Source organism: Dactylosporangium sp. NPDC000521, from assembly GCF_042898305.1.
Classification (GTDB): Bacteria; Actinomycetota; Actinomycetes; order Mycobacteriales; family Micromonosporaceae; genus Dactylosporangium.
Genome location: NZ_JBIAYW010000013.1, coordinates 230,264 through 256,997 on the forward strand (window position 1 = coordinate 230,264; position 26,734 = coordinate 256,997).

Below are 26,734 nucleotides of genomic sequence, written 5' to 3' on the forward strand. Positions count from 1 at the left end.
TAGTTCTGAGGGTTTTCCTTTGGTTGCAGCGCCGGGTGCCGATCGTCAGGGGCGTGCAGCCCGCAACGACCTCCACTCCCGACTCGACGCAGCTCGTCCACATCGGGCGCCAGCCGCTCTACGACTGGTCCGGGCACGTCGTCGGCTACGAGCTGCTGTTCCGCGGTGCCGCGGACGAGGTGGAGGCGTCCCGGCGCAGCGCGTACGCGACCAGTCAGGTCATCGTCAACGCGTTCACCGAGTTCGGCCTGGAGCAGCTGGTCGGCGGCCGCAAGTGCTTCATCAACCTGACCCGCGACTTCCTCGTCGGTGACCTGCCGCTGCCGTTCGACCCGGACCACGCGATCCTGGAGATCCTGGAGACCGTCGAGATCGACGACGCGGTGCTCGCCGGGACCGCGAGGCTGGTGCAGCAGGGGTACGAGATCGCCCTCGACGACTTCGTGTTCGGCCTCGGCCACGAGCGGCTGCTGGGCCTGGCCTCGTACGTGAAGCTGGACCTGCTCATCCGCGAGCCCGAGGAGCTCGTCGAGGTGGTCGCCCGCTGCCGCCGCTACCCGGGGATCAAGCTCGTCGCGGAGCGGGTGGAGATCGAGGAGCACATCCTGCTGGCGCAGCGGCTCGGGTTCGATCTGCTGCAGGGGTACGCGGTGGGCCGCCCCCAGGTGCTGACGGCGGTCGCGCTGTCACCGTCCCGGCTGCGCCGCCTGGAGCTGCTCGGCGCCGTCACCGCGGAGGACGCCGACATCGCGAAGGTGTCGGAGATCGTGCAGAGCGACCCGGCGCTGTCCTACCGGGTGCTGCGGGCGACGAACTCGGCCGCGTCCGGGCTGCCGCGCAAGGTGGCGTCGGTCCGCGACGCGGTCGTGCTGCTCGGCTCGGCGAAGATCCGGCAGTGGGCGGCGCTGATGCTCGTCAGCGACGTGGCGGAGTCGGCGACCGAGGACCAGCTGTCCTCGACGATGGCCCGGGCCAGGCTGTGCCAGACGGTCGCGGAGCGGCTCGGGCTGCAGGGCGACGCGGCGTTCACCGTCGGCCTGCTCGCCGGTGTCGCCGAGCTCATCTCGGAGCCGGTCGCGGAGCTGGTCACCCGGCTGCCGCTGACGGTCGAGGTCGCCGACGCGCTCGTCGACGGGCACGGCCGGCTCGGCCAGGTCCTGTCGATCGTGCGGGCGTACGAGGTCGCCGACGAGCACGCCCTCGCCGCCGCGCCGGTGTCGTCGGCGGACCTGGCGAAGGCGTACCTGGCGGCGGTCGGCTGGTCGATGCGCACCATCGAGGGCGCGCTGGGCCGGTAGATGGCTGGTGAGAAGACCGAGCAGCCTACCGAGCAGAAGAAGCGGCAGGCGCGGCGTGAGGGCACCCGGGCGCGCACGCCGGATCTCGGCGCGTGGGGCGGGGTGCTGCTGGCCAGCGTGCTGCTGCCGATGACGGCCCGCAGCGTCATGTCGCGGACCCAGGACCTGTTCGCGCGCAGCACCCAGGCGTTCGTCGACCCGGAACCGGCCAAGGCCCTGGCGCTGCTCAAGACCGGCGTGACGGACATCGCGATCTGCGCCGCGCCGATCACCGTGAGTCTGTTCGTGTTCGCGATCGTCGGCACCGCCGCCCAGGGCGGCCTGCGCCCGGCGACGAAGCAGCTGAAGCCCGACTTCAAGAGGCTCAACCCGCTCAAGGGCCTGAAGCGCACGTTCGGCGTGCAGGCCGGGTGGGAGAGCGTCAAGTCCCTCGCGAAGGTCGTCATCCTCGGCATCGTCGTCTACAACACGATGCACACGCTGGTGCCGACGCTGCTCGGCGCGACCGCGATGCCGCTGCAGACGATCATCGGCCTGGTGGCCGACACGGTGCTGAAGGTCATCAGGATCGCCGCCGTCACCGGCCTCGTGCTCGCCTTCGCCGACTACTTCGTGGCCAAGCGCCGGGTCAACAAGCAGCTGATGATGTCGAAGGAAGAGATCAAGGAGGAGCACAAGAAGTCCGAGGGTGACCCGCACGTGAAGGGCCAGATCCGGCAGCGGCAGCACGAGATGGCCCGCAGCCGGATGATGGCCGACGTGCCGCGGGCCGACGTCGTGGTGGTCAACCCGACCCATGTCTCGGTGGCGCTGCGGTACGACCCGACGAAGGGCGCGCCGCGGGTGGTCGCGAAGGGCCTGGGCGTGATCGCGTTGAAGATCCGCGAGGTCGCCACCGAGCACCGGGTGCCGATGGTCGAGGACGTGCCGCTCGCCCGGGCGCTGCACGGCGCGTGCGAGATCGGCGACGAGATCCCGGCGGAGTTCTTCGGCGCGGTCGCCCGGGTGCTCGCGTTCATCATGATGCTCAAGTCGAAGGGGTCCGCCGCGGGTGTGCACACGGTGCCTGACCACCGTTAGCGTGCTGGCATGGACGACTTCGACGTCGTGGTGGTCGGTGCCGGTCCCGCGGGCGCGGCGGCGGCGCTCGCCGCGCGGCGGGCCGGCGCGAGCGTGCTGCTGCTGGACAAGGCCGGCTTCCCGCGCGACAAGCCGTGCGGTGACGGGGTCGCGCCGCACACCCTCGACGTGCTCGCCGGGCTCGGCCTGACCGGCGTCGAGGACGGCTTCGCGCCGGTGCCGTCGCTGCGGCTCGTCGGGCCCGCCGGTGGGGCGGTCGCCCGCAGGCACGCTCGCCCCGCGTACACCATCCCGCGGCTGGTCCTCGACGGACGGATCGCCGACGGGGCGGTGGCGGCCGGGGCGGTGCTGCGCCGCCACACCGTGCGCCGCATCGAGGAGCGCCCGGACCGGGTGGTCGTCGACGGGGTGGTCTCCGCGCGGGCGGTCATCGGCGCCGACGGCGCGTATTCGATGGTGCGCAGGACGCTCGGGCAGCCGCCGAACGGCCCCGGCCACCTGGCGCTCGCCATCCGCGGCTACGCGCCCTTCGCGGGGCAGCCCGCCGAGCAGCGGATCGTGACCACGTCGCGGGAGTGGCCGGCGTACGCGTGGGCCTTCCCGATCGGCGACGGCACCGCCAACGTCGGCTACGGGGAGGTGCTGCACGGCCGGCCGATCTCCCGGGCACACCTGCTGGACCGCCTCGCCGAGCTGCTGCCCGACGTGGACACCGCGGCGGCGACCGGGCTGCGGGCCCATCACCTGCCGCTGTCGACGCGCCGCCCGCCGCCGGCCCGGGGGCGGCTGTTGCTCGCGGGCGACGCGCTGTCGCTGATCAACCCCTTCACCGGCGAGGGCATCTTCTACGCGGTGCTGTCCGGCGCCCTGGCGGGTGCGGCCGCGGCGGGCCCTTCGGAGCCGGGCGCCCGCTACGCCGCCGCGCTCAAGGCCCGGCTCGGGCGGCACCTGCGGCACTCGCGGGCGGCGGCGCTGCTCGGCGGCCGGCAGTGGATCGTCAACGCCGCGGTGCGGGCCGCCGACCGGCGGCAGGCGGTCTTCGACGACCTGATCGAGCTGGGCCTCGGCGACGGCACGCTGACCCCTCGCACGGTCGGCGCGATCGCCCGCCACGTGGTCACGCGGTGAGGTTCCCGGCCATCCGGGCCAGGGTGCGCACGGTGGTCAGGTAGTCCTCGTCGGGGATGCCCTCGGTGACCCGCCGACGGACCGTGGCCACGTCGGCGGCGATCGCCGCCCTGGCCCGCTCGCCGTCTTCCGTGAGCCCGCCGTCCTGCCGGATCCACCCCCGCTGAACCAGGTCCTGCCGGCACTCCCGCTGCCCTTCCCACAGCGGGTCGTCCGGGCCGAGCCCGTTGAGCAGCTGCCAGTGCCGGCGGTGCAGTCCCTGCCGGTCCAGCGCGGCCACGAACGCGCCCTCGATCCGCCGGTCGAGCTCACGCAGCCAATGGCCGATCGGCCGGTCCTCTGGTTTCATGGACTCCACCTGTACATGCCTCGAGAATGTAGATAACAAAGATTATGCATCATCCTCTTGCCGCCGTCGAGGCCGCGATGGTGTCGATCCGGCGCAGCCAGACCCGGCGTGCCCTGGCCCGCAGCGGCCCGACCGGCGACGTGGACCCGGCGGTCTTCGACGTCGTCGACGCGGTCGAAGGGCTTCACGACCGCGCGACGGTGATGACCGTCGCCGCCGCGCTCGACGTGGCGCAGCCCCGCGCGAGCAAGCTCGTCGCCGCGGCCGTCGAGGCCGGGTGGGTGCGGCGCGAGGCCGACCAGGACGACGGCCGCCGGTCGCTGCTCGTGCGCACCCCGGCCGGGCTGGCCCTGTGCGAGCGGGTGCACGCCACCCGGCGGGCGAGGTTCGCCGCGGCGACCGCCGGCTGGACCCCCGCGGAGCTGGAGACGTTCGCGCAGCTCCTGACGCGCTTCGTCGCGGGCCTCACCGAAACGGCTGGACAACGGCACTGACCGTCGATTCTTCAACGCTCCGGCGCACGGTAATCTTCGCGCCAGGGGTGATGTGGTTGACCGGCGCCGACGGCCAGGACGGTGTGCTCATCGAGCCTGCGCTGTCCGCCCTCGCGCACCGTTGGGTCGCCGCCGTCCGCCGGACCAGCTACCTCGACGTGGGCGCCGAGGCGCTCCGCGACCGCTTCGAGCAGCTCGTCACGCTGCTCGCGGGCGTGCTGCGCGCCGACGCGTTCGACCCCCGGCCCGCCGCCGAGGCCGGGGTGGCGCTCATCGACGTCGGGCTGTCCAGCCCCGAGGCGCTGCAGCGCTCCATCGCCGTCCTCGCCGCGCTGCCCGCCGCCGCCGACGTCAAGCCCGACGACGACAGGATCGGCGCGGTCCTCGGCGCGGTCGCGGCCGGCTTCACCCGCGCCGGCCGGCAGCGGATCCTCGACGACCAGGAGCGCATCCGCCGCGCCTGGGCCAGGGCGCTCACCGACGCCGAGCACAGCCTGCAGCTGGAGCTGCACCACCAGGCGCACCACGACCCGCTGACCGGGCTGCCCAACCGGGTCCTGCTCTACCGGCACCTCACCGACACGCTCGGCGAGGCCGGCGACCGCGACCGGATCGGCGTCTGCTTCCTCGACCTCGACGAGTTCAAGACCGTCAACGACACCCTCGGCCACGGCTCCGGCGACCGGCTCCTCGTCGCCCTGGCCGACCGGCTCCGGGCCTGCGTCAACGGCGCCGGCCACTTCGTGGCCCGGGTCGGCGGCGACGAGTTCGTGGTGGTCGTGCGCCACAGCACCGGCCCCGGCCAGCTGACCGAGCTGGCCGAGGCGATGCTGGCCGAGCTGAGCAAGCCCGTCCGCCTCGACAGCCACGAGCTGTCCGTGTCGGCGAGCATCGGCATCGTCGAGCAGCCCTGCCACGGCGCCGACCCCGAGGAGCTGCTGCGCGCCGCGGACGCCACGCTCTACCTGGCGAAGGAGGAGGGCCGCGCCCGCTACGCGCTCTTCGACGTCAAGCGCAACGCGCAGCAGGTCCTGCGGTACGGGCTGACCGGCCGCCTCGCGGGCGCCCTGGACCGCGGCGAGTTCGAGCTGGTCTACCAGCCGCTCGTCGCCCTCGCCGACAACCGGCTGCGTGGCGCCGAGGCCCTGCTGCGCTGGCGCCACCCGGACCTCGGCACCGTCTCGCCCAACACGTTCATCCCCGTCGCCGAGCAGTCCGGCATGATCCACCCGCTGGGCCGCTGGGTCCTGCGCGAGTCGTGCCGCGTCGCCGCCGACTGGCAGCGCGCCCACCCCGGCACGCCGCTGCTCATCAGCGTCAACGTCTCCCCCCGCCAGTGCACCGACCCGCGGCTGCTCGACGACGTGCGCCACGCCCTCGCCGACACCGGCCTCTCACCGGCGAACCTGCAGCTGGAGCTGACCGAGACCGTCCTCATGCAGTCGACCGGCCAGCCCATCCAGACCCTGCGCACCATCGCCGACCTGGGCGTCCGCATCGTCATCGACGACTTCGGCATCGGCTACTCCAACCTCGCCTACCTGCGCCACCTCCCGGTCCACGGCCTGAAGCTGGCCGGCGCCTTCATGGCCGGCATCCGCTCCCTGGCCAGCGACCACGTCGACGAGCAGATCGTGGAGACGGTCATCCGCCTGGCGCACACCCTGCAGATGACCGTCACCGCCGAAGGCATCGAGACGGCCGACCAGGCCGCCCGCCTCGCGTCGCTGGGCTGCGACCTCGGTCAGGGCTGGCACTTCGGCCGCCCCGTGACGGCCGGCGAGATCCCGGCCCGCTGATCTACTTCAGCGTTTCGCGCAGGCGTGGCGCGAAGGTGTCCGGGTCGTCGACGAAGGCGATGTGCCCGCCGGGGAACACGGCCCGGTCCGCTCCCAGCCCTTCGGCCAGGGCGGCGGACGTGCGGTCGCAGATCTGCCCGGCCGACGCCTCCCCCACGGCGACCACGATCCGCACCCCGGACGACCGCAGCGCGTCGAGGTCGGGTCGGAACAGGGTGGTGCCGCGCATCTCGTGCAGGAACCAGAAGCGCTCGTCGGCGGTCTGCTGCTCGTCCGGCGGGGGCGGCGCCGCCGAGGGGTCGACCGGAATGTTGGCGTTGACCAGGAACTTCATCCAGGCGCCGGGCACATCGCCGGCCGCGTAGGTGGCGACGATGTCCTCGACCGCCGCGCGCTGCTCGACCGCGTCGGGCAGGAGCTCGGTCACCGGCGGCTCGTGCGCGACGAGCGTGTGCACCGCGCCGGGGTGCGCCTGCGCCAGCGCCAGCCCGGTGACGGCGCCGCCGCTCGTACCGAAGACGGCGGCCGGACCGAGGCCGAGGTGGGCGATCAGGTGTGCCAGGTCCGCGGCGCGCAGCTGCGGGGTCGAGTCCGCCGACGGGTCGTCCGGGATGCTGCCGCCGACGCCTCGTGGGTCGGTGGTGATGACGGTATGGTCGGCGGCGAGCAGGTCGGCCAGCGGCGCGAGAAACCTGGTGCCCATCGGGGCGCCGGCCAGCACCAGCAGCGGGCCGTCGCCGCGCACCTCGTAGTACAGGGTGGCGCCGGGCACCCGCAGCGTGTGGTTCATGAACCCCTCCAGATGAAGGTGGTGGGAATGTCGGTAGAGACATCGGTCGGTACTGAGACCGGCACCGGGGCGCGGAATCGTCGCGATCCCGCCGACGAGTTCACGAGACTGGTCGAGCCGCTGCGGCCGCAGCTGCACGCGCACTGCTACCGGATGCTGGGCTCGGTCCACGACGCCGACGACGCGCTGCAGGACGCGCTGCTGCGGGCGTGGCGCGGGATCGGCACGCTCAAGGAGCAGGGTTCGCTGCGGGCGTGGCTGTACACCGTCGCCACCCGCACCTGCCTGGACCTCGCCGCGGCCCGGGGGCGCCGGGCGCTGCCGATGGACCTGGGGCCGGCCAGCGAGCGCGTCGTGCTCGCCGGCACCCCGCAGACCGAGGTCGCGTGGCTGGAGCCGTACCCGGAGGCCGCGTACGAACGGCGCGAGACCGTCGAGCTGGCGTTCGTCGCGGCACTGCAGCACCTGCCGGGCAACCAGCGGGCGGCGCTGCTGCTCTTCGACGTGCTGGGCTTCTCCGCCGCCGAGATCGCCGCGATGATGCGGACCACGCCGGCGTCGGTGAACTCGGCACTGGCCCGGGCCCGCCGGCTGGTCGCGGAGCGCGTGCCGGCACCGGCCCAGCAGCCGACCCTGCGGGACCTCGGCGACGCGCGGGTGCGGGAGCTCGTCACCCGCTACACGACCGCCATGGAGCGCGGCGACACGGCCGGTTTCGTCGCGCTGCTCACCCAGGACGTGACCTGGTCGATGCCGCCGCTGCCGCACTGGTACCGCGGGAAGGCCGCGATCGAGTTCGCCACCGAGCTGCCGCTGAAGCGCTGCGGCTCATGGCGGCACCTGCCGGCGACGGCGAACGCCCAGCCCGCCGTCGCCAGCTACCTGCGCGATCACGGCACGGGCCCGCACCGTGCCTGGTCGGTCAACGTGCTGACCCTGCGCGGCGACCGGATCAGCGCGATCACGTCGTTCATCGGCGAGGCCCACTTCCGCCGCCTCGGGCTGCCGCCGACGCTGTGAACGTCAGGAGCTGCCGCGGCGCAGGCGGATCCAGCGGTACCCGTAGCCGGCCAGCCGCAGCGCGGTGAAGTCGTCGACCGGGTCGTACTCCCGGTCGGCGAAGACGTCGTTGGGCATGTGCGTGTCCTTGGCCAGGTCGCCGAGGTCGACGACGGCGTCCTGGGTGCCCAGGTTGTGCAGGAACAGCACCGAGCCGCTCGGCCCGTCGGCCCGGTGGGCGAGGACACCCGGCGGCAGCGGCCGGTCGACGCACGTACACACGCCGCCGCCGACCTCCGGAATCTCCCGGAGGGTGCGGATCATCCGCTCGAACCACGCCAGCAGTGACCGGTCGTCGTGCCGCTGGGCGGTGACGTTGACCTGCTCGTAGCCCCACTCGCCCTTGCTGACGACCGGGCGGATGGGCTCGGCGTCGGTGAATCCTCCGTGCTTCGAGAACGACCACTGCATGGGGGTCCGGATGGCGTACCGGCCGGTCTGGGTCAGGTCCTCCCCCATGCCGATCTCCTCGCCGTACCGCAGCACCGGGGTGCCGCGCAGCGTGAACTGCAGCGAGTAGGCCAGCTCCAGGCGGCTCCGGTCGTTGCCGAGCATGGGCGCCAGGCGGCGGCGGATGCCCCGGTCGTACAGCCGCATGTCCTGGTCGGGGCCGAACTGCGCGAACACGTCCTCGCGCTGCTCGGCGGTGAGCCGGGACAGGTCGATCTCGTCGTGGTTGCGCAGGAACGTCGCCCACTGCCCGCCCTGCGGCAGCTTCGGCGTGGTCCGCAGCCACTCGATGACCGGCTCCGGGTTCTGCCGGGCCAGCGCGAGGATGAGCCGGCCGTTGAGCATGAAGTCGAACAGCATGTGGATGCGGTTGCCCGACCCGCCGGAGTCGCCGAAGTACTCCGGCAGCTTCTCCGGCTCCACGTTCGCCTCGGCGAGCAGGACCGCGTCGCCGCGCCGCCACTGGATGTGCTGGCGCAGCTCGCTGAGGTAGTCGAAGTCCATCGGGCTTTCGGGGTTCCCGGGCTCCGTCAGCTCGATGATGAACGGCACCGCGTCCATGCGGAACCCGGCGACGCCGAGCTGGATCCAGAAGGCCAGGATCTTCTTCACCTCGGCCCGCACGAGCGGGTTGGCGAAGTTGAGGTCCGGCTGGAAGTCGTAGAAGCGGTGGTAGTACCAGGCGCGGGCCTTGCGGTGGTACGTCCAGGTCTCCGTCTGCTCGCCGGGGAACACCATCCCCTGGTAGCGGTCGGACGGCTCCTTGTCGGCCCACACGTACCAGTCGCGGTACGGCGAGTCCTTCGACGCGATCGCCGACTGGAACCACGGGTGCTCGTCCGACGTGTGATTCACCACCAGGTCGATGATGACCTTGATCCCACGGTTCGCCGCCTCATGCAGCAATTCGGCGAAGTCGCCCAGCGTGCCCAGCCGGGGATCGACGTTGTAGAAGTCCGTGGCGTCGTACCCGTCGTCCTTGCCCGGGGTCGGATGGATGGGGTGCAACCACAGACAATTGATCCCGAGCCTGGTCAGGTAGTCGAGACGGCTGATGAGACCTTGAAAGTCGCCGATGCCATCGCCGTTGGAGTCCTGGAACGTCTCGACGTCCAGGCAATAGATGACACTCTCGGTGTACCAGCGCTCGCCCATGTGGTCCGGGGTTACCGAATCGGGCTTCACGCAAACGCGCGCTTGCGTGCCCCCGCCCCGACCGCGAGGATGGCTCCCGGGGGGCTGATGGTCGACTTCGCCGGCGCGCTACGTGACGCCATCCAGGCACGGGGCCTGGGACTGGAACGCATCCAGGAGCGGCTTCGCGCCGAGGGATATTCAGTGAGTCTCGCCACATTGAGTTATTGGCAGACTGGACGCAGCCGTCCCGAGCGGCGTGAGTCCCTGGCCGCCCTCGCCGAGCTCGAGAAGATCCTGGATGTCGATCCGGGGTCCCTGGCTGCCCTCGTGGGGCCGCCTCGCCCGCGCGGCCGGCATCTGCACAAAAGCCAGGAGGCGCCCGGCCTGGGCGCGTTCTGGTCCGAGCAGGACCTCATCACCGACCTGGCGCAGGGCGTCGACACCCGCTGGGACGAGCGGCTGACCCGGCTCAGCCAGCACGACCGGGTGAATGTCGGCCCGGAGCGCGAGGAGGTCTCGTTCCTCGTCCGGCAGGTGCTACGGGCCGAGGCCGACGGCCCCGACCGGTATGTGGTGATCGTGCGCCTCGACGAGCTGGAGCACCCGCTCCCGCTGATCACCGCGGTCCGCAATTGCCGCCTGGGCCGTGTGGTCGAGCACGTGGAAAGCGCGTTTCTCCTGGCGGAGCTGCTCTTCGACCGCCCGCTCGCCAAGGGCGAGACGGTCATCACCGAACATGCGCTACATAATTATCCGCCGTTTCCGACCGCGACCAATTATGAGCGCAAGTTCCGGCTTCCAGTGCGTGAATACGTGCTCGAAGTGTGTTTCGACCCGGCCGCACTGCCGCGGGCCGTCTATCAGTTCCAGCAGATGGACGGCCAGACCGAACAGGTGACCTCTTACGAGGTCGACGTGGGCAATTCGGTCCACGCGATCGCGCTGGACTATGGCCCGGGTCGTTACGGGTTCCGATGGGACTGGGACTGAGTTCCTGCTGCTCAGATCGTCTTGGGCAGCTGGGAACAACGGAGCGCCGGTGTGACCAGCGCCCCGCCTCTGTTCCCGGACATTACCGGCGTCACCATCTGAACGGCTGGGATGTCGCCGCGACGGTAAGGGTGGAACGCATGTGCCGCCTCCACAAGGAAGTCGTTTTCCTTGCCAACGACGTTATGGCTTGCGCCCGATCAACCGGAAGATCTGTCACCCGCTTAACAGTTAACGCTCGACCCTGCCGCGCCGTTAACAGTTAAGTATGGGAAATAGCCCGTTCACAGATCGATCAAGCCCTCCACCACGGCCGGCGCCGCGCCCCCGGTTATGTCGACTCGCTCCGCTCCCCGACATAACCGAAATTCCGGGTATGTCCGCTGCGCGGACATACCCGGGGAGCAGACATACCCGGGGAGCAGACATGCCCGGGGAGCAGACATGCCCGGGGAGCAGACATGCCCGGGGTGCGACATGGCCGGGAGCGTCACACCACCCGCGACCGCGCCGGACCCCAGCCACAGGCCACAAGGCGGCCACGCCGAAGTCGCATCCAGCGGCCGACGCCGGCCGGCCACATGGTCATGCCGGCTCCCGTCGCAACCCCGGCGGCGCTGCCCTGCCGGACGGCCCCGACGGTGATCGAAGTCGCGTGGCGGTCGCTCGGACGGCCGTCCCGCGACTTGGATCTCCCGGCACCACCGCCAACGGACAAGCGAGCAGAAATTCGCGGCAACCGCCCGCCGACTCGGCAGGCCGGTACAGCCTCCCATGATCTGTGAACGGTTGCGGCAGCCCTGGCCACCAGAACCATTCGGGATCACGGCAACGCCGGGGTCACCGGAACCGCACATGATCATGCCGACTCCCGTCGCAACCCTGACGGCACTGCCCTGCCGGCGATCCAGACGGTGATCGAAGTCGCGTGGCGGTCGCTCGGACGGCCGTCCCGCGACTTGGATCTCCCGGCACCACCGCCAACGGACAAGCGAGCAGAAATTCGCGGCAACCGCCCGCCGACCCGGCCGGCCGGTGCAGCCTCCCGTGATCCCGAACGGTTGCGGTAGCCCTGGCTACCAGAACCATTCGGGATCACGGCAAGGCCAGCCACCGGAACCGCACATGCTCATGGCAGCTCCCGTCGCAACCCTGACGGCGCTGCCCTGCCAGGCGATCCAGACGGCGATCGAAGTCGCGTGACGGTCGTCCGGACGGCCGTCCCGCGACTTGGATCTCCCGGCACCACCGCCAAGAGACGAGCGGGCAGAGATTCGCGGCAATCGCCCGCCGACCCGGCAGGCCGGTACAGCCTCCCATGATCTGTGAACGGTTGCGGCAGCCCTGGCCACCAGAACCATTCGGGATCACGGCAAGGCCAGCCACCGGAACCGCACATGCTCATGGCGACTCCCGTCGCAACCCTGACGGCGCTGCCCTACCAGGCGATCCAGACGGCGATCGAAGTCGCGTGGCGGTCGTCCGGACGGCCATTCCACGACTTGGATCTCCCGACACCACCGCCAACGGACAAGCGAGCAGAAATTCGCGGCAACCGCCCGCCGACTCGGCCGGCCGGTGCAGCCTCCCGTGATCCCGAACGGTTGCGGTAGCCCTGGCTACCAGAACCGTTCGGGATCACGGGAAGGCCGGCCACCGGGTGCGGCGCGCATGCGCCGCTTGCCCTGCCTCGCGCCTCGGCGCGGGCAGTGCGCCGCGGAGCGGCGCATTGGGGTGCGGGTGAGAATCCCCGCCGGGACCCGCCGCGACAGCGGTGGGGCGGAAACACAGCGGTCGGGTGAGAATCCCCGCCGGGACCCGCCGCGACAGCGGTGGGGCGGAAACACAGCGGTCGGGTGAGAATCGCCGTCGGGAGCCGCCGCGGCAGCGGTGGGGGCAGCATAGCCGGGCGGTCGCACCCGCCAACTTGTGCGACCGCCCGGGGATTGTGGGCCGTCGGGTCCGGCTGGCGCTGGGCTCGGTGGCGGCCGGGCCCAGCGCCAGGTTCCAGACGGCGTCTGCGGGGTGCTGCGCGGGTCAGGACAGCCGCAGCCAGGCTGAGGCGTCCGCGGGGAGCGTGCCATCGGCGTTGAGCGGCACGCTGCTGACGAGCACCTCGCGGTGCGGCGGCAGCTGGGCCGGCGCCGTGCCGAGGTTGGTGACGTTGGCGAAGGTGTCATCGCGGGCGAAGGCGAGGACGTCGGGCTCGGAGTCGAGCCACCGCATGGGGCCGTCGCCGAGGGAGGGCTCGGCGCGGCGGATGCGCAGGGCCTCGCGGTACAGCTCGAGGAACGACCCCTCGACGCCCTCCTGTGCGGCGACAGTCTTCGACGCCCAGGCGGTGGGCTGCGGCAGCCATGGCTGGCCGGTCGCGTCGGCGGGGCTGAAGCCGAAGGGGGCCGAGTCACCGGACCAGGGCAGCGGCACGCGGCAGCCGTCGCGGCCGGGGTTGGTGCCGCCGGAGCGGTGATACATGGGGTCCTCGCGGAGGGCGTCGTCGAGGTCCTCGACCTCCTCCAGGCCCAGCTCCTCGCCCTGGTACAGGTAGACCGCGCCGGGCAGCGACATGATGAGCAGCGCGGCAGCGCGGGCGCGGCGGGTGCCCAGCTCCAGGTCGGAGGGGACGTTGTAGCGCTTCTCGGCGAAGGAGAAGTTGGTCGACTCGCGGCCGAAGCGGGTCACCTCGCGGGTGACGTCGTGGTTCGAGAGGACCCAGGTGGCGGGTGCCGCGACGGGTGCGTGCACCTCGAGGGTCATGTCGATCTCGTACCGCAGCCGCTCCGCCTCCCAGGGCGCGTTGAGGAACGCGAAGTTGAAGGCGGTGTGCAGCTCGTTGGGCGCGAGGTAGCGGGCGAAGGCCTCGTGGTCGGGCAGCCACACCTCGCCGATGAGGGCGCGCGGCGGCGTGTACGTGTCGGAGATGCGCCGCCAGCTCTGGTAGACCTCGTGGATGCCCTCGTTGTCCTCGTACTTGTCGCTGACGAGGGGGTCCTTGATGAGGACGGCGGCGGAGTCGATGCGGATGCCGTCGATGCCCCGGTCGAGCCAGAAGCGGACGATGTCCTCGAACTCGTCGCGGACCGCCGGGTGGTCCCAGTTGAAGTCGGGCTGCTCGGAGGCGAAGAGGTGCAGGTACCACTCGCCGTCGGGGACGCGGGTCCAGGCGGGGCCGCCGAAGATGGACTGCAGGTCGGTCGGCGGCTGGTCGCCTTCCGGGCCGCGCCCCTTGCGGAACCAGAAGAGGTCACGCTCGGGCGAGCCGGGCGACGACGCGAGGGCCTTCTGGAACCAGGCGTGCTGGTCGGAGCAGTGGTTGGGCACGATGTCGCAGATGACCCGGATCCCCGCGGCGTGCGCCTCCTCGATCAGCTTCTCGGCCTCCGCGAGGGTGCCGAAGATCGGGTCGATGGCGCGGAAGTCGGCGACGTCGTAGCCGCCGTCGGCGAGCGGGGACGGGTACCACGGCACGATCCAGATCGCGTCGACCCCGAGACCCGCCAGGTACGGCAGTCTGGATCGCAGGCCCGCCAGGTCGCCGACGCCGTCGCCGTTGCCGTCGGCGAAGCTGCGCAAGTAGACCTGGTAGATAGCGGCGCTGCGCCACCAAGCCTGGTGGTGTTGGTCGGCCACGTGGAACCTGCTTTCTCACACTCGGTGTTGCCTATGCCCGAAGGTGTTGCCTGTACACGACAAGGTTGATCTGACGAAGGGCTAGCCCTTCACGGCCCCTCCCAGTCCGGCGCCCGAGAGGAACAGTCGCTGGAAGGCGATGAAGAACACGACCGGGATGAGCGTCGAGATCGCGAGCGCCGCGAGGAACACGCCGAGGTCGGTCTGCGACGCGATGGCGGGCAGGCGCACCGACAGCGGCTGCCTGGACGGGTCCTTGAGCACGAGCATCGGCCAGAGGAAGTCCTTCCAGCTGGCGATCGTCGCGAACACCGACACCACGCCGAGGATGGGCTTGGACATCGGCAGGACGACCGACCAGAACAGCCGGAACGAGCTGGCGCCGTCGACCCTCGCCGCCTCGAACACCTCGCGGGGCAGGCCGTCGAAGAACCGTGTCATGAGCACCACGTTGAAGGCACTCGCGCCCGACGGCAGCCACACGGCGAGAAAGTTGTTGATCAGCGAGGTGCCGATGACCGGCGGGTTGAGGATCGTGAGGTACAGCGGTACGAGGAGCACGACGCTCGGCACGAACAGCGTCGCGATCACCAGGCCGTTGACGATCTTTCCCCAGGCGGGCCGCAGGACGGACAGCACGTAGCCGCCGGTGGTCGCGACGAGCATCTGGACGAACCACGAGCCGGCGGCGAGCCAGATCGTGTTGAGGAAGTAGTGGCTGATCTGGACGTCGTTCCACGCCTCGGAGATGTTCTCCAGCCGGACGCCGTGCGGGAAGATGGCCAGCGGCGTGCGAATGATGTCCTGCGTGGGGGTGATCGCGAACTTCGCCAGCAGCAGCATCGGCCCGACGCCGACCAGGAGGAGCAGGGCCATCAGGAGCCCGTGCAGGACCGTCATGGTGCCGCGGATGCGCGGATTCTGCCAGTCCTTCGCCGAGACATAGCCGCGGGCGCCTTCCGGCTGCACCTTCTTGGGCCTGCGCGCCGGCCGCCCGCCCTGGACGGCACCGCGAGGAGTCGTGACGCCGGCCGTCCGGATCGACCCGTCCGCGTCCGCCCGGTGCCTGGAGGGATCGGTGACGGTCATGGTGGTCCTCTTCCCCTCGGAGCTGTGCTGCCCGGTCATGCGTCCTCACTTCGTTCCGGGCGCATGCCCCAACACTGCGCCACTGATGACCGGCCCGAGCCGCTTCGCTGGCCGGTCATGACTTGCTCCAGCCGGACGTGAGCTTGAAGTACACCAGCGACAGGATCGCCAGGAACGTGGCGAGCATGACGGACAGGGCCGTCGCCGCGCCGTAGTTCCCGCCCAGGGACCTGCCGAACGCGTAGTCGTAGATCATGAGCAGGATCGTGATGGTGGCGTTGGCCGGACCGCCGCCGGTGAACAGGTACGGCTCCAGGAACACCTGCACCGTACCGATGATCTGCAGGATGAACGTGATGAGCAGGACGCCGCGCAGCTGCGGCATGCTCACGTGCCACACCTTGCGCCAGATGCCGGCCCCGTCGACCTCGGCGGCGTCGTACAGCTCGTCCGGGACGCTCAGCAGCGCGGCCAGGTAGATGATCACGGTTCCGCCGGCGGCGGCCCAGGTCGCTTCGAGCACGAGCGACGGCATGACGAGCGTCGTGTCGGACAGCCAGGAGTACGGGCCGAGCCCGACGTAACCGAGCAGCGTGTTGAACACGCCGTCCTGGGATCCGTCGTAGAAGAACTTCCACAGCAGCACCGCGACGACCGGCGGCACCACGACCGGAAGGTAGGCGAGCACCGAGAACACGCCCTTGCGCTTGCGGACCGAGCTCATCAGCACCGCGGCCACGAGCGGGATCGGGTAGCCGAAGATCAGGGCGAGGAGCGCGAAGTACAGCGTGTTGAGGATCGCCGTGGGCAGGTCGGGGTCGGTGAGCACGAACTCGAAGTTCTTCCAGCCGACCCACGTCGGATCGCCGACGAGGTTCGTCTTCTGGAAGCTCATGACGATCGACCGGAGGATCGGCCACCACGAGAAGATTCCGAAGACGATCAGCAGCGGCAACGCGAACAGGACCGAACTCAGCCCACCCCGCTGGACCCAGGTGACCGGGCTGCGCCGGCGGACCTGCCGGGTCACCTCGCCGGTCTGCCGCAGAGCGCCGGGAGCACTCACGACCACATCACTCCTCGTCCTGGTTTTGGGGCGGAGCCCCCGGTGTGGGCCGCCGGCGTACCTGCGGCCCACACCTTGCGGGTTTGTTGTCGGTGTGGCGAGGATCAGCCGGCGGCGTCGATGGCGCGCTGCGCCTTCGTGTTGGCGTCGGTGAGGAGCTGGTCGATGTTGGCGTCCTTGTTGGTGAGGACGGCCTGGACGACCGAGTCGAGCGCCTTGTAGACGTCCTGCGTGGCGATGGCCGGCTCGTTGACGACCTTGGCGTCGTAGACCTTGCTGGTGAAGCTGGTCATCTGGTCCAGCGGCACGTTGACGAGCGGCTTGATCCACTCCTGGTACTGCTGGTACTGCTGCTGGGTGAAGATCGGCAGCTCAGGGGTGCCCACCGGCTGCTTGCTCGCGATCTGGATCTCGGCGAGCTTCTTCGCGGCGTCCTGGTTGGTGTACTTGCGCAGGTAGTGGTAGTCGATCCACTTGATCGCCGCGGCCTTCTCGTTGGCGCTGGCCTTGGTGGAGACGGCCGCCATGGTGCCGCCACCGAGGACGCCGGCGTCACCGCCCGAGAGCGGGATCATCGTGAGGCCGTACTGCTTCGGGTTGATGTTGTTCGTCTGCACGAGGCTCGTGTAGACGTCCTGGCCCGAGGTGTACATGCCGACCTTGCCGGCGGCGAACGCCTGGTTGATGCCGGTCCAGTCGTAGTCGAAGTTCGCGCCCATGGAGTTGTCGGTCCAGCGCAGGTCCTTCAGGAACTGCAGCGAGGCCTTGGTGGCGTCGTTGGTGAGCGTCGCCTTCTTGCCATCCTCCAGGCGGCCGCCGCGGGCGTAGGTGTCGACCGTCAGCTGCCAGCCGCCGGTCGCGTCCTTCGACATCTGGGCGAAGCCGGCGACGCCGGTCTTGGTCGCGATCTCCTTGGCGGCCGTGCGGACCTCGTCCCAGGTCGTCGGCGGCTTGTTGGGGTCGAGACCGGCCTGGGTGAACAGGTCACGGTTGTAGTGCAGGCCGATCGCGTAGACGCTCTTCGCGGGGATGCCGTAGACGTGACCGTCCGGGCCCTGGCCGTACTGCAGCAGGTTCTTGTTGAAGTTCCCGGCGTAGGAGAGGCTGTTGAGCGACGACTGCATGTCGGCGATCTGCCCGTTGGCGATCAGCGTCTTCGCGTCGGTGAAGGGGATCTCGAACACCGTCGGCAGGGTGCCACCCGCGAGGTCGGCCGCGAACGTGGTGGCCTTCCACTCGTAGTCCTTGGTCTTGACCGTGATGTTCGGGTTTTCCTTCTGGAAGTCCGCCACCTCGGCCGCGAGCGCCTGCTGCGCCTCGGGCTTCGCGCCGGGGAGCAGACCCACGACGTTGAGCGTGACGGCGGCATTGGTGTCGGCGCTTTCCTTCTTGTCGTCGCCGCACGCGGTAAGCGTGCTGGTGAGCGCAAGCGCACCCGCGACGGCCAACGCCATCGTGGTACGTGAGTACTTCATCGTCGCTCCTTGGTTGGGGTGTGGAGAAGTTCGGCCTGCACGGACTGGACCGATAGATCGGGGCTGTGCGGGGCGGGCTGGGGCGTCCTACCTGGACCGCTCCGCACGGATGCGCAGCATGGGGTCGGCTGCCGGTATGCACTCGTGCGTCAGGTGCGTTGCTGTTCGGTTTCCGTCGCATCGCGTCAGCGTTTCCGCCTGGCGTAGGCAAGAGATTAGGCTCACTCGCCACAAGAAGTCCATGGGCCGTTGCAAAATTTTAATGATCCACTGGCAGTCGCTTGCATGGACTCGCTCCCATGGTCCGAGGACTTGCACGAAAGCGGCCGAAAGCGCGCAGCGGGGGGCCAGCCGTCGCTGACCGCACGCGGTCGCAGGATCGCGGTCCGCAGCGGACAACTGCTTGCGGACACAACGAAAGAGCGCCACGACTCCGTGCAGGAGTCGTGGCGCTGCGATGAAACCTGGAACTACGCGGCCGAGACCGCCTTCGTCGCCTTCGGCGCGGGCACCTTGAGCGCGCCGGTGGAGCCCCGCACGACCAGCTCCGGCTCGAAGAGCATCTCCTCGGTCGGCACCAGCGTGCCGGCCACCTGGCTCACCAGGAGGGTCACGGCGGCCTGCCCCATCGCCTGGATGGGCTGGCGGACGGTGGTCAGCGGCGGGTCGGTGCAGTTCATGAACAGGGAGTCGTCGAAACCGACCACGGAGATGTCGTCGGGGACCTCGCGGCCCAGCCGGCGGGCCGCCCGGATCGCGCCCAGCGCCTGCACGTCGCTGGCGCAGATAATGCCGGTGACGCCGTGCTTGATGAGCCGCGTGGCGCCGGCCCTGCCGCCCTCCATCGAGAAGATGACCCGCTCGACGTCCTCGGCGTTGACCGTGTCGCTGTACTCCGCGGCCGCCTCGAAGGCGGTCAGCTTGCGGTTGGACGGGGCGTGGTCGGCGGGGCCGAGGATCAGCCCGATCCGCTTGTGCCCGAGCGACACCAGATGGTTGAACGCCTGGTCCACCGCGTGCCCGTCGTCGACCGACACGCGCGGGAAGCCCAGATCGTCGATCGCGGCGTTGACCAGCACGGCGGGCAGGCCGCGCTCGTGCAGCCGGTGATAGTGCTCGTGCTCCGCGGCGGCCTGATGATAGAGACCGCCGCAGAAGATGATGCCGGACACGTGCTGGTCCAGCAGCATCTCGACATAGTCGGCCTCTGAGACGCCGTCCGCGGTCCGGGTGCACAGCACCGGCGTGAAGCCGCGCTTGGACAGCGCGCCGGCAACCACCTCGGCGAACGCCGGGAAGATCGGGTTCTGCAGTTCGGGCAGCACCAGCCCCACGAGGCGGGCGCGCTCGCCACGCAGTTTCGTCGGGCGTTCGTAGCCCAGGACGTCGAGCGCGGTGAGCACAGCGGTGCGGGTAGCGTCGGAGATGCCGGGCTTGCCGTTGAGCACCCGACTCACGGTCGCCTCGCTCACGCCGGCGTACTTCGCCACCTCAGCGAGTCGTCGAGTCATGCCCGCAAGCGTAGTGCATGACTACGCAATTTTTTGCACGATGTTGCCCACCCAACCACGCGAACACCGATCATGCGGCTGCGACCACCGGAAAACCGGTACAAAGGCCGCAGCCGCAGCAGCGATCAGCCGGCGAGCGCGATGGAGATCTTTCCGGCGCCGTATCCGGAGACCTCGACGATCAGGTCGAGCCGCCGGCCCAGCGCCAGCAGCCAGTTCACCGCGTCGGTCGGGGGCTTCTCGCCCGGCAGGAACGTCTGGTGCAGCTTCAGGCGCGGCACACCCTCGCGGTTGAGCAGGCCGGCGAGAATGTTGCACACCTCGATGGCGTTCTCGCCGATCATCTTGGAGATCTCGTTGTCCTCGATGCAGGCCTGGGCCCCACCAGGGGGGATCAGCCCGATCGCGGCGCCCGTGTAGGCGGTGAGTCCGAAGTCCATCCCGATCACGGCGAGCAGCTGCGAGCGTTCGTCGGTGTACAGGGCGAGCAGGGTCTTGGGGATGTCAGCGGCTCGGAGGGGCTCGGCCGGGTTGATCTGGACCGGCCTGCCGAGAAGGTCGTCAAAGAGGTCCTTGACGGCCTTGGGAACGGGCAGAACATGCGACATAGCTCAAATCATCCCAAAATTGGGTCGAGGGCGTCCTTGAATGTGTCCGCTGTGAACGGCTTGGTGACCAGAAACAGCGCGCCCGCGTCCTCGGCGGCCTGTCGCATCTCGGGCGTGCCCTCGGAGGTGACGAAGCCGAACGGCACCTGGTCACCGTTGGCCCGCAGCATCCGCAGCACCTCGACACCCGTCAGGTGCGGCATGTTCCAGTCCGACAGCACCAGGTCCGGTTTCTCCGACACCGCCTTGTCGAAGGCCTCCTGCCCGTCGCATGCCTCGACGAGGTCGTGCCCCTCATAGCCGGCCTGCCGGAGGGTCCGCGTCACGATCTGCCGCATGACCCGGCTGTCGTCGGCGATCAGAATCTTCATGCCATTGCTCCAGCGAGATCGGTGGTGCTTTCCAGAACGGTCACGGTGACCGACTCGTCCATCCAGGTACCTTCGAGGTGGCACACCTCGGTGACCGCGGGGTAGCGCCCCTGGGCCCCCTCGACGTGCACGTGCGGCAGCGACAGCGCGCTGGGCTCCGGCAGGAGGCTCTTCACGTTGCCGCCGATGATGTTGGCCAGCTCGCCGAGGGCATCGGCGACGTCCTCCTCCGCCACGTCGTCGAAGTCGATGCCCAGCAGCGCCGCCGCGACGTTCCTCGACGCCGTGTCGGAGCAGCTGACCAGGACGTGGCCACGCCAGGCACCCGTGACGGAGACCGAGGCCGTGACGTCGGCCTGGTGCTTGTCGGCGGGGAGCGGCACGAGCGGGCTGGAGCCGTCCAGGTCGAGATAGGAGGACCAGACCTGTTCGGCGATGACCTTGAGGTCATCCTCGGTTGGGTTCGTCATGCTGCGACTCCGTTCGGGACGAGGCCGAGCAGCGCCAGCTTGTCGATGATGGCGTCGGGGGTGAAAGGCTTGATCACGTACTCGTGTGCCCCCGAGGCCAGCGCTCGCACGATCTGGCTCTGCTCGCTCTCCGTCGTGACCATCATCAACGTCATCCCGCGCAGGCGGGGTTCGGCACGGACCGCGGTCACGAACTCCAGCCCGTTCATCTCGGGCATGTTCCAGTCGACCAGCGCCAGGCCGGGGATCTCGCCGTCACCGTCGAGAACGTTGGCCGTGAGGTAGTCCATCGCCTCTTGGCCGTTGCCCGCCTCGACCACATCGAAGCCGAGCTGTGCCACGATCCGCTTCAAAATGAGGCGCATCGCGCGCGAATCGTCGATCACCATGGTGAGCATCTGGCGTCACCCCTTTCCTACTGCGCTCACGGAAGCGGCGGTCTTCGGTGCGGTCCGCAGCTTGTAGGCGGACGTCCGGCCGGCGACCACCCGTTCGAATCTGTCGTCGATGCCGATCGTGGTCTCGGCCGAGCCGAGGAAGAGCCAGCCGTCGGGTCGCAGCGTGCCGGCGACCCGCTGCAGGACGGTCCGCTTCGTCTGGACGTCGAAGTAGATCAGCACGTTGCGGATGAACACGATGTCGAACGGGCCCATGGAGGGAAACGGCGCGGCCAGGTTGAGCCGGCGGAACGACACGCTCTTGCGTAACGACTGCGCCACCTGCCAGTGCGCGCCGTTGCGCTCGAAGTGCTTCACCAGCAAGGGGGCCGGCAGTCCCCGGTTGACCTCGAGCTGGGTGTACTGGCCGGCCTCGGCGCGGGTCAGCATCTCGGTGGAGATGTCGGTGCCGAGGATGTCGAAGGACCAGCCGGGCGGCAGGTTGTCCTGCAGCACCATCGCGATCGTGTAGGGCTCCTGGCCGCTGGAGCTCGCGGCCGACCAGACCTTGATCGAGCGGGTGGAGGCCCGGCGGGCCAGCAGATCCGGCAGCACGGTGTCGACGAGCTGCTTGAAGGGCTCGCCGTCGCGGAAGAACGACGTCTCGTTGGTGGTGAGCGCATCGACGATCTTGCGGTGGACCTCGGGCTCGGGTCGCTGCTGGGCGCGGGCGACGAACTCTGACACGCTCGGCAGGCCGGACTGCCTGGCCAGCGGCAGCAGGCGGGCCTCCACCAGGTACTCCTTGCCCGCCTCGAGCACGATCGCCGCGTCGCGCCGAACGAGGCCGCTGATGAAGGCGAACTCCTGGGCGGTCAATGTCATCGGGTCACCTCCATGGATTTCGCCCCCCGGCCTCCGGCCGTACGGCTGATGAGATGGTGGGCGATCTCGCCCAGCGGCAGGACGGCGTGCGCGAGCCCCGCCGACGCCACCGCCCCGGGCATGCCCCAGACGACCGAGGTCGCCTCGTCCTGCGCGACGATCTCCGCGCCGGCCGTCCGCAGCTGCTCGGCGCCCCGTTTCCCGTCCTGTCCCATCCCGGTGAGGATGATCGCGAGGGTGGCGCCGCCGTAGGTCTTCGCCACCGACCGGAACAGCACATCCACGGCGGGCCTGCAGAAGTTCTCCGGCGGGCCGGTGTTGAGCTTGGTGATCACCTCGGTCCCGCGGCGGTGCACCTCCAGGTGGAAGTCCCCAGGTGCGATGTAGACCGTGCCGGGCCGCACGGTCATGTCGCCGGTCGCCTCCACCACGGTCAGCGCGGCGGTACGGTCGAGCCGGTCGGCGAACATCTTGGTGAACACGGGCGGCATGTGCTGCACCACGACCACCGGCACCGGCAGGTTCGCCGGCAGCGCCCGCACGACGGTCGTCAGCGCGTCGGGCCCGCCGGTGGAGCAGCCGATCGTGACGACCTCGACCCGGTCCGACCGCGGCGCGGCGCGCACCGGCACCGAGGTGGGCGGCGCGACCACCGGCGGGCGGGTCGCGGTGGGCAGCGCGTTGCCGCCGGGGCGGGCGAGCGCCGGCGCGACCGCGGTGCCGGCGCCGAAGACGCGCGTGTTGGGCCCGATGTTGGGCCCGATGCCGATCGGCGGCCGCGGCGGGGCGAGCGCGTTGCGCCGGCCGCCGCACAGGGCGTGGATCCGCGGGATGATCTGCTCGCGGACCGACCGGATGCTCTCCGCGACGCTGCCGACGTTGGCCGGCTTGGTCACGTAGTCGCTGGCGCCCGCGGACAGCGCGTCCAGGGTCGCCGTCGCGCCGGCCGCCGTCAGTGTGCTGAACATGATGACCGGGAGCCGGGCGTACAGGGCGCGGATCGCGCGCAGCGTCTCGAGGCCGTCCATGATCGGCATCTCGATGTCGAGCGTCACCAGGTCGGGGCGGAGCTGCTCGATCTTGGTCAGCGCCACCTTCCCGTTGGGGGCGGTGCCGACCACGCGGATCTCCGGGTCGTCGCTGAGCGCGTCGGTGATCAGACGCCGGACGACGACCGAGTCGTCCACGACCAGAACCGAGATCACGCGCCCCTGCCTCCAGCACCGGGGGCCTCAGGAAAAGCGAGGCCCGTCACGTTCCAGCGGGCTAATCGGCGGTGCTCTGGGGACGATGAGGGAAATTCCAAAAGAACCGCCCCTGCCCGGAGCAAACCGGGCAGGGGCGATGTTTGAGCCGGAGACCACAGGTCAACAGCAACCGCGCCGTCGTGCCCCCGGAGCAAACCGGGCAGGGGCAATGTTTGAGCCGGAGACCACAGGTCAACAAGGACCGACCAGCAACCGCGCCGTCGTGCCCCCGGAGCAAACCGGGAAGACGGGTCAGCAGAAATCGACCGGCGGGCTTCAGACGGACAGCGGGCCCATCGCGGTGAAGTACGGGTCGAGCAGGCGGCGCGCCGTGGTGGAGTCCAGCAGGTCGCGGACCATGAGCGCCTGGACGGCGCCGCTGAGCAGGTTCCACACCCCGCCGGCCCGGTCGCTGACCGGCACGCCGGAGCGGTCCAGGGCCTGCACGAGCAGCAGCTGCGCGGCGGCGCCGGCGCGGACCCGGCCGGAGAGGAAGACGGCCCACGACGCGGAGTGCACGGCCGGCGCCCAGTCGGTCAGGCCCGGGCGCGCGGTGTCGGTGACCTTGTTGAGCTGACGGATCTCCGTGGCCGACAGCGAGCCGACCCGGGTCAGCAGCTGGCGCACCTCGTCGCCCTGCGGGCCGAGGTCGTGCTCCGGCTCGGGCAACGCGCGCAGCGCGGCGGCGTACGGGGCGCTCAGCCGGCGCCGCGACTCGTCCGTCAGCAGCTCCCGCAGGTAGGCGGCCGCGGCGGCGTCGGACAGGACGCCGGTGGCCTTGCTCGCCACCTCGCTCTGCCGCTGCCGCGGGGCGCGCACCTGCGGGGTCGGCATCGTCGCCTGCGGGGGCCGGTTGCCCCAGGTCCAGTCGAGGATGTCGTACCGCAGGCAGTGCAGCAGCCCGTCGAGGGTGCCGAGCGGCGCGCGCTCGACGACCGTGAGCGCACCGGCGTCGGCGTTCACCGCGCGGCGCTCCTGGGCGGCGGCGTCGACGTCCCGCCACAGGTCGACACGGTCCCAGTCGTCGTCGGCACGCGCCGACGCGACCGCGTCAAGGTCACTCTGCGTAAGTGAAAGTCCGCGAAGCAGCACATCGGCCGCGGCCGATCCGCCCTGCAGACGGGAAAGGTCGAAGCCGAGAACGGGGGCGCTAACCAGGCTGTACATGGCAACTAGTCTGCAACGCACCTGCACCCCGGTCTGTCAGCCAAAAGGGTCGGGGACGACGGCCGGCGGACCGCCGGACGTCGCCCCCTGAGCGTACCCCGGACGGACGGGTCAGATCTTGAACCGTGCGACGAGCGCGCGCATCTCACTCGACATCCGGGACAGATCCGAAGCCGCCCGTTGCGCCTCCGCTACGTTGAGTGACGTGTTCTGCGCCGCGGCAGCGACCGTGGAGACGTTCGTGGCGATCTCGACGGAGCCGGTGGCGGCCTCACTGACGCTGCGGTTCATCTCGTTGGTCGTGGCCGTCTGCTCCTCGACCGCCGAGGCGATCGTGAGCTGGTAGTCGTTGATCCGCGAGATGATCTGGCTGATCTCGCCGATCGCGGCGACCGCGCCGGTGGTGTCGGCCTGGATCGCCTCGACCCGCCGGGAGATGTCCTCGGTCGCCCGGGCCGTCTCCTGCGCCAGGTCCTTGACCTCGTTGGCGACGACGGCGAAGCCCTTGCCGGCCTCCCCCGCCCGGGCCGCCTCGATGGTCGCGTTGAGTGCGAGCAGGTTCGTCTGCTCGGCGATCGAGGTGATGACCTTGACGACGTTGCCGATCTCCGTGGAGGACTCGCCGAGCCGGGCGACCGCCTGGTTCGTCGACTCGGCCGCCATCACGGCCTGCGACGCGACCTTCGCCGCCTCGCTGGCGTTCTGCGCGATCTCACGGATCGACAGCCCCATCTCGTCGGCACCGGCGGCGACGGTCTGCACGTTGCGGGACACCTGCTCCGCCGCGGCGGCGACAAGGTTCGCCTGGTCGCTGGCCTCGCCGGTGCCGCTGGCGATCCGCGCGCTGACCCCGGTGAGCTCACCGGCGGACGACGCGAGCGACGAGGCGGTGTGGTCCATCGTCTGCACGGTCGCGCGCATGCTCTCGGTGGCCTTGTTGAGCGCCTCGGCCATGATGCCGACCTCGTCGGCGGACGTGACCTCGACCCGGGTGCTGAGATCGCCGGCGGCGACGGCGCCGAGCACGTCGGCGACCCGCCGCAGCGGCCGCACGACCAGCGCGGTCACCCACAGGCCGATGCCGAACGCGGCGAGCAGCCCGATCACGACCGCACCGATCAGCATCATGCGGCTGGTCTCGTAGTCGTCCTGCGCGGCGGCCCGCCACTGCTCGGCCTCAGCGAACTCGGCCGCCTGCACCTTGTCGACGAGTTCCTGCGCCTTGACGAGCTGCGGGGTGGCCTTGGCGGCGGCGATCTGCACGTAGAGGTCGATCCGGCCGGCGTTGGCGGCGGGCACCATCTCCGTGTCACGGACCGTCCGGTAGGTATTCATCGCCTCGCCGGCGGCCTCGATGTCGGCGGCATTGCCGGACGACGCGCCGGTGCGGTACTTGGCGATCGCGGCGGTGACGCTCGCGTCGGCGGCCTTCTGCTGGTCGGGTGACAGCGCGGCGAGGGTGCCGATGATGCCGTCGCGGATGTCGGACAGCGCCGCGAACTGCGCGTTCTTCGCGGTGACCCTGCGCATGGTCTCGTTGGCGTCGCTGAGCCCTCGCAGCGCTCCGACCGTGACGGCGACCATGACGATCCCGGCGACGACGAGCGCGCTGAGCACCTTCGTCCGCACCCCACGGTTGGTGAACCAGCTCATGGACTATTCCTCGCGGTTGCCGGAGCCCGGCTGACTGGTGTTGACGGCCTTGGTGGTGTCCAGCGCGAGCAGCAGCCGGCCGTCGAGCTTGAACGCGCCGGTGATGAGGTGCCGGCTCGGGCCGTGCAGCGTGTCCGGCGGCGGCTCGAACGTGTCGTCCTGCAGCGTGACGACCTCGCCGATCCGGTCGACCAGGAGCGAGACGGACTCCTCCTCGGTCTTCACGATCACGTTCATCGCCGGCTCGGCGCTCTTGGTGCGGGGCGGCAGCCCGAGCTGCACCCGCAGGTCGACCGCGGCGATCACCTGACCGCGGAGGTTGAACAGCCCGCCGACCGACTCGGGGGCGAGCGGCACGGGGGTGTACTGGTCGAAGGAGAGGACCTCCTGCACCTTGGCGACGTCGAGCCCGAAGAGCTGGTCGGCGACCTCGAAGGTGGCGTACTGGCGGCTGGCCATGGTCAGGCTCCGGCGTGCTGGTAGGTGTAGTCGGCATTGCTGTCCGACTGGTACGGGTCGTACGGGTCCTTGGTCGTGTCGATCTTCGTGTGGAAGAGCGGGTCGGCGGCGAGGATGGCGCGGCGGACGTCGAGGAGTTCGGTGACGCGCTG

24 protein-coding genes are annotated in these 26,734 nt (G+C 70.2%); 7 read left to right on the top strand and 17 right to left on the bottom strand.

Annotated elements, in window-relative coordinates; genetic code table 11:
• Positions 1–53: 53 nt before the first annotated feature.
• The 3 genes from ACFY3L_RS36310 to ACFY3L_RS36320 are packed head-to-tail and all read left to right on the top strand — an operon-like array spanning position 54 to position 3,506.
• Entirely contained in the window at positions 54–1,298 is a 1,245-nt protein-coding gene (locus ACFY3L_RS36310; RefSeq protein WP_389334794.1) for an EAL and HDOD domain-containing protein, read from the top strand.
• A complete protein-coding gene (locus ACFY3L_RS36315; RefSeq protein WP_389334797.1) occupies positions 1,299–2,378 on the top strand; it encodes a flagellar biosynthesis protein FlhB in 1,080 nt (359 codons plus the stop codon).
• Positions 2,379–2,387: 9 nt separating this feature from the next.
• The gene (locus ACFY3L_RS36320; protein ID WP_389334800.1) at positions 2,388–3,506 is read left to right on the top strand and encodes a geranylgeranyl reductase family protein; all 1,119 of its coding nucleotides are present in this window, start codon (positions 2,388–2,390) and stop codon (positions 3,504–3,506) included.
• On the opposite strand, the gene ACFY3L_RS36325 is transcribed toward ACFY3L_RS36320, so the two are convergent.
• A complete protein-coding gene (locus ACFY3L_RS36325; protein ID WP_389334803.1) occupies positions 3,496–3,855 on the bottom strand; it encodes a hypothetical protein in 360 nt (119 codons plus the stop codon). The genes ACFY3L_RS36320 and ACFY3L_RS36325 overlap by 11 nt on opposite strands.
• Positions 3,856–3,899: 44 nt before the next feature.
• On the opposite strand from ACFY3L_RS36325, the gene ACFY3L_RS36330 reads away from it, so the two are divergent.
• On the top strand, positions 3,900–4,349 hold the full coding sequence (locus ACFY3L_RS36330; protein ID WP_389334806.1) for a MarR family winged helix-turn-helix transcriptional regulator: 450 nt from the start codon (positions 3,900–3,902) through the stop codon (positions 4,347–4,349).
• 56 nt (positions 4,350–4,405) lie between these two features.
• A complete protein-coding gene (locus ACFY3L_RS36335; RefSeq protein ID WP_389334809.1) occupies positions 4,406–6,148 on the top strand; it encodes a putative bifunctional diguanylate cyclase/phosphodiesterase in 1,743 nt (580 codons plus the stop codon).
• Between the two features lies 1 nt (position 6,149).
• Here the strand turns inward: ACFY3L_RS36335 and ACFY3L_RS36340 are convergent, their stop codons facing one another.
• Positions 6,150–6,938 carry an alpha/beta fold hydrolase gene (locus ACFY3L_RS36340; protein WP_389334812.1) on the bottom strand — a complete coding sequence of 263 codons (789 nt, stop codon included), beginning with the start codon at positions 6,936–6,938 and terminating at the stop codon, positions 6,150–6,152.
• 27 nt (positions 6,939–6,965) lie between these two features.
• On the opposite strand from ACFY3L_RS36340, the gene ACFY3L_RS36345 reads away from it, so the two are divergent.
• A complete protein-coding gene (locus ACFY3L_RS36345; RefSeq protein ID WP_389334815.1) occupies positions 6,966–7,958 on the top strand; it encodes a sigma-70 family RNA polymerase sigma factor in 993 nt (330 codons plus the stop codon).
• 3 nt (positions 7,959–7,961) lie between these two features.
• Here the strand turns inward: ACFY3L_RS36345 and ACFY3L_RS36350 are convergent, their stop codons facing one another.
• The gene (locus tag ACFY3L_RS36350) at positions 7,962–9,602 is read right to left on the bottom strand and encodes an alpha-amylase family protein (protein WP_389334818.1); all 1,641 of its coding nucleotides are present in this window, start codon (positions 9,600–9,602) and stop codon (positions 7,962–7,964) included.
• A gap of 87 nt (positions 9,603–9,689) precedes the next feature.
• On the opposite strand from ACFY3L_RS36350, the gene ACFY3L_RS36355 reads away from it, so the two are divergent.
• Entirely contained in the window at positions 9,690–10,574 is an 885-nt protein-coding gene (locus tag ACFY3L_RS36355; RefSeq protein ID WP_389334821.1) for a multiprotein-bridging factor 1 family protein, read from the top strand.
• A 2,037-nt stretch (positions 10,575–12,611) separates the two neighbouring features.
• Here ACFY3L_RS36355 and ACFY3L_RS36360 read toward each other — a convergent pair.
• The 14 genes from ACFY3L_RS36360 to ACFY3L_RS36425 form a co-directional block, all read right to left on the bottom strand.
• Complete coding sequence (locus ACFY3L_RS36360; protein ID WP_389334824.1) at positions 12,612–14,204, bottom strand: alpha-amylase family glycosyl hydrolase; 1,593 nt, start codon at positions 14,202–14,204, stop codon at positions 12,612–12,614.
• Between the two features lie 81 nt (positions 14,205–14,285).
• On the bottom strand, positions 14,286–15,293 hold the full coding sequence (locus ACFY3L_RS36365) for a carbohydrate ABC transporter permease (RefSeq protein WP_389334827.1): 1,008 nt from the start codon (positions 15,291–15,293) through the stop codon (positions 14,286–14,288).
• A 115-nt stretch (positions 15,294–15,408) separates the two neighbouring features.
• The gene (locus ACFY3L_RS36370; protein ID WP_389334830.1) at positions 15,409–16,359 is read right to left on the bottom strand and encodes a carbohydrate ABC transporter permease; all 951 of its coding nucleotides are present in this window, start codon (positions 16,357–16,359) and stop codon (positions 15,409–15,411) included.
• A gap of 104 nt (positions 16,360–16,463) precedes the next feature.
• Positions 16,464–17,834 (bottom strand): ABC transporter substrate-binding protein, encoded by a 1,371-nt coding sequence (locus ACFY3L_RS36375; RefSeq protein WP_389334833.1) that lies wholly within the window; start codon positions 17,832–17,834, stop codon positions 16,464–16,466.
• A gap of 470 nt (positions 17,835–18,304) precedes the next feature.
• Positions 18,305–19,345: a LacI family DNA-binding transcriptional regulator gene (locus ACFY3L_RS36380; protein ID WP_389334836.1), complete on the bottom strand. Its 1,041-nt coding sequence runs from the start codon at positions 19,343–19,345 to the stop codon at positions 18,305–18,307.
• A gap of 125 nt (positions 19,346–19,470) precedes the next feature.
• Complete coding sequence (locus ACFY3L_RS36385) at positions 19,471–19,953, bottom strand: hypothetical protein (RefSeq protein ID WP_389334839.1); 483 nt, start codon at positions 19,951–19,953, stop codon at positions 19,471–19,473.
• Positions 19,954–19,961: 8 nt separating this feature from the next.
• Entirely contained in the window at positions 19,962–20,324 is a 363-nt protein-coding gene (locus tag ACFY3L_RS36390) for a response regulator (RefSeq protein ID WP_344515606.1), read from the bottom strand.
• Entirely contained in the window at positions 20,321–20,794 is a 474-nt protein-coding gene (locus ACFY3L_RS36395; RefSeq protein ID WP_389334842.1) for a chemotaxis protein CheX, read from the bottom strand. The genes ACFY3L_RS36390 and ACFY3L_RS36395 overlap by 4 nt, the downstream gene beginning before the upstream one ends.
• Entirely contained in the window at positions 20,791–21,192 is a 402-nt protein-coding gene (locus ACFY3L_RS36400; RefSeq protein ID WP_327008657.1) for a response regulator, read from the bottom strand. The genes ACFY3L_RS36395 and ACFY3L_RS36400 overlap by 4 nt, the downstream gene beginning before the upstream one ends.
• Before the next feature lie 6 nt (positions 21,193–21,198).
• Positions 21,199–22,056, bottom strand: coding sequence for a CheR family methyltransferase (locus ACFY3L_RS36405; protein ID WP_389334846.1), 858 nt, complete (start codon positions 22,054–22,056; stop codon positions 21,199–21,201).
• Entirely contained in the window at positions 22,053–23,261 is a 1,209-nt protein-coding gene (locus ACFY3L_RS36410; RefSeq protein WP_389334849.1) for a chemotaxis response regulator protein-glutamate methylesterase, read from the bottom strand. The genes ACFY3L_RS36405 and ACFY3L_RS36410 overlap by 4 nt, the downstream gene beginning before the upstream one ends.
• Before the next feature lie 318 nt (positions 23,262–23,579).
• Positions 23,580–24,470, bottom strand: a complete 891-nt coding sequence (locus ACFY3L_RS36415; protein ID WP_389334852.1) for a hypothetical protein — start codon at positions 24,468–24,470, stop codon at positions 23,580–23,582.
• A 111-nt stretch (positions 24,471–24,581) separates the two neighbouring features.
• Positions 24,582–26,123: a methyl-accepting chemotaxis protein gene (locus tag ACFY3L_RS36420; protein ID WP_389334855.1), complete on the bottom strand. Its 1,542-nt coding sequence runs from the start codon at positions 26,121–26,123 to the stop codon at positions 24,582–24,584.
• A 3-nt stretch (positions 26,124–26,126) separates the two neighbouring features.
• Positions 26,127–26,582, bottom strand: coding sequence for a chemotaxis protein CheW (locus tag ACFY3L_RS36425; protein WP_344515592.1), 456 nt, complete (start codon positions 26,580–26,582; stop codon positions 26,127–26,129).
• Between the last annotated feature and the right edge of the window lie 152 nt (positions 26,583–26,734).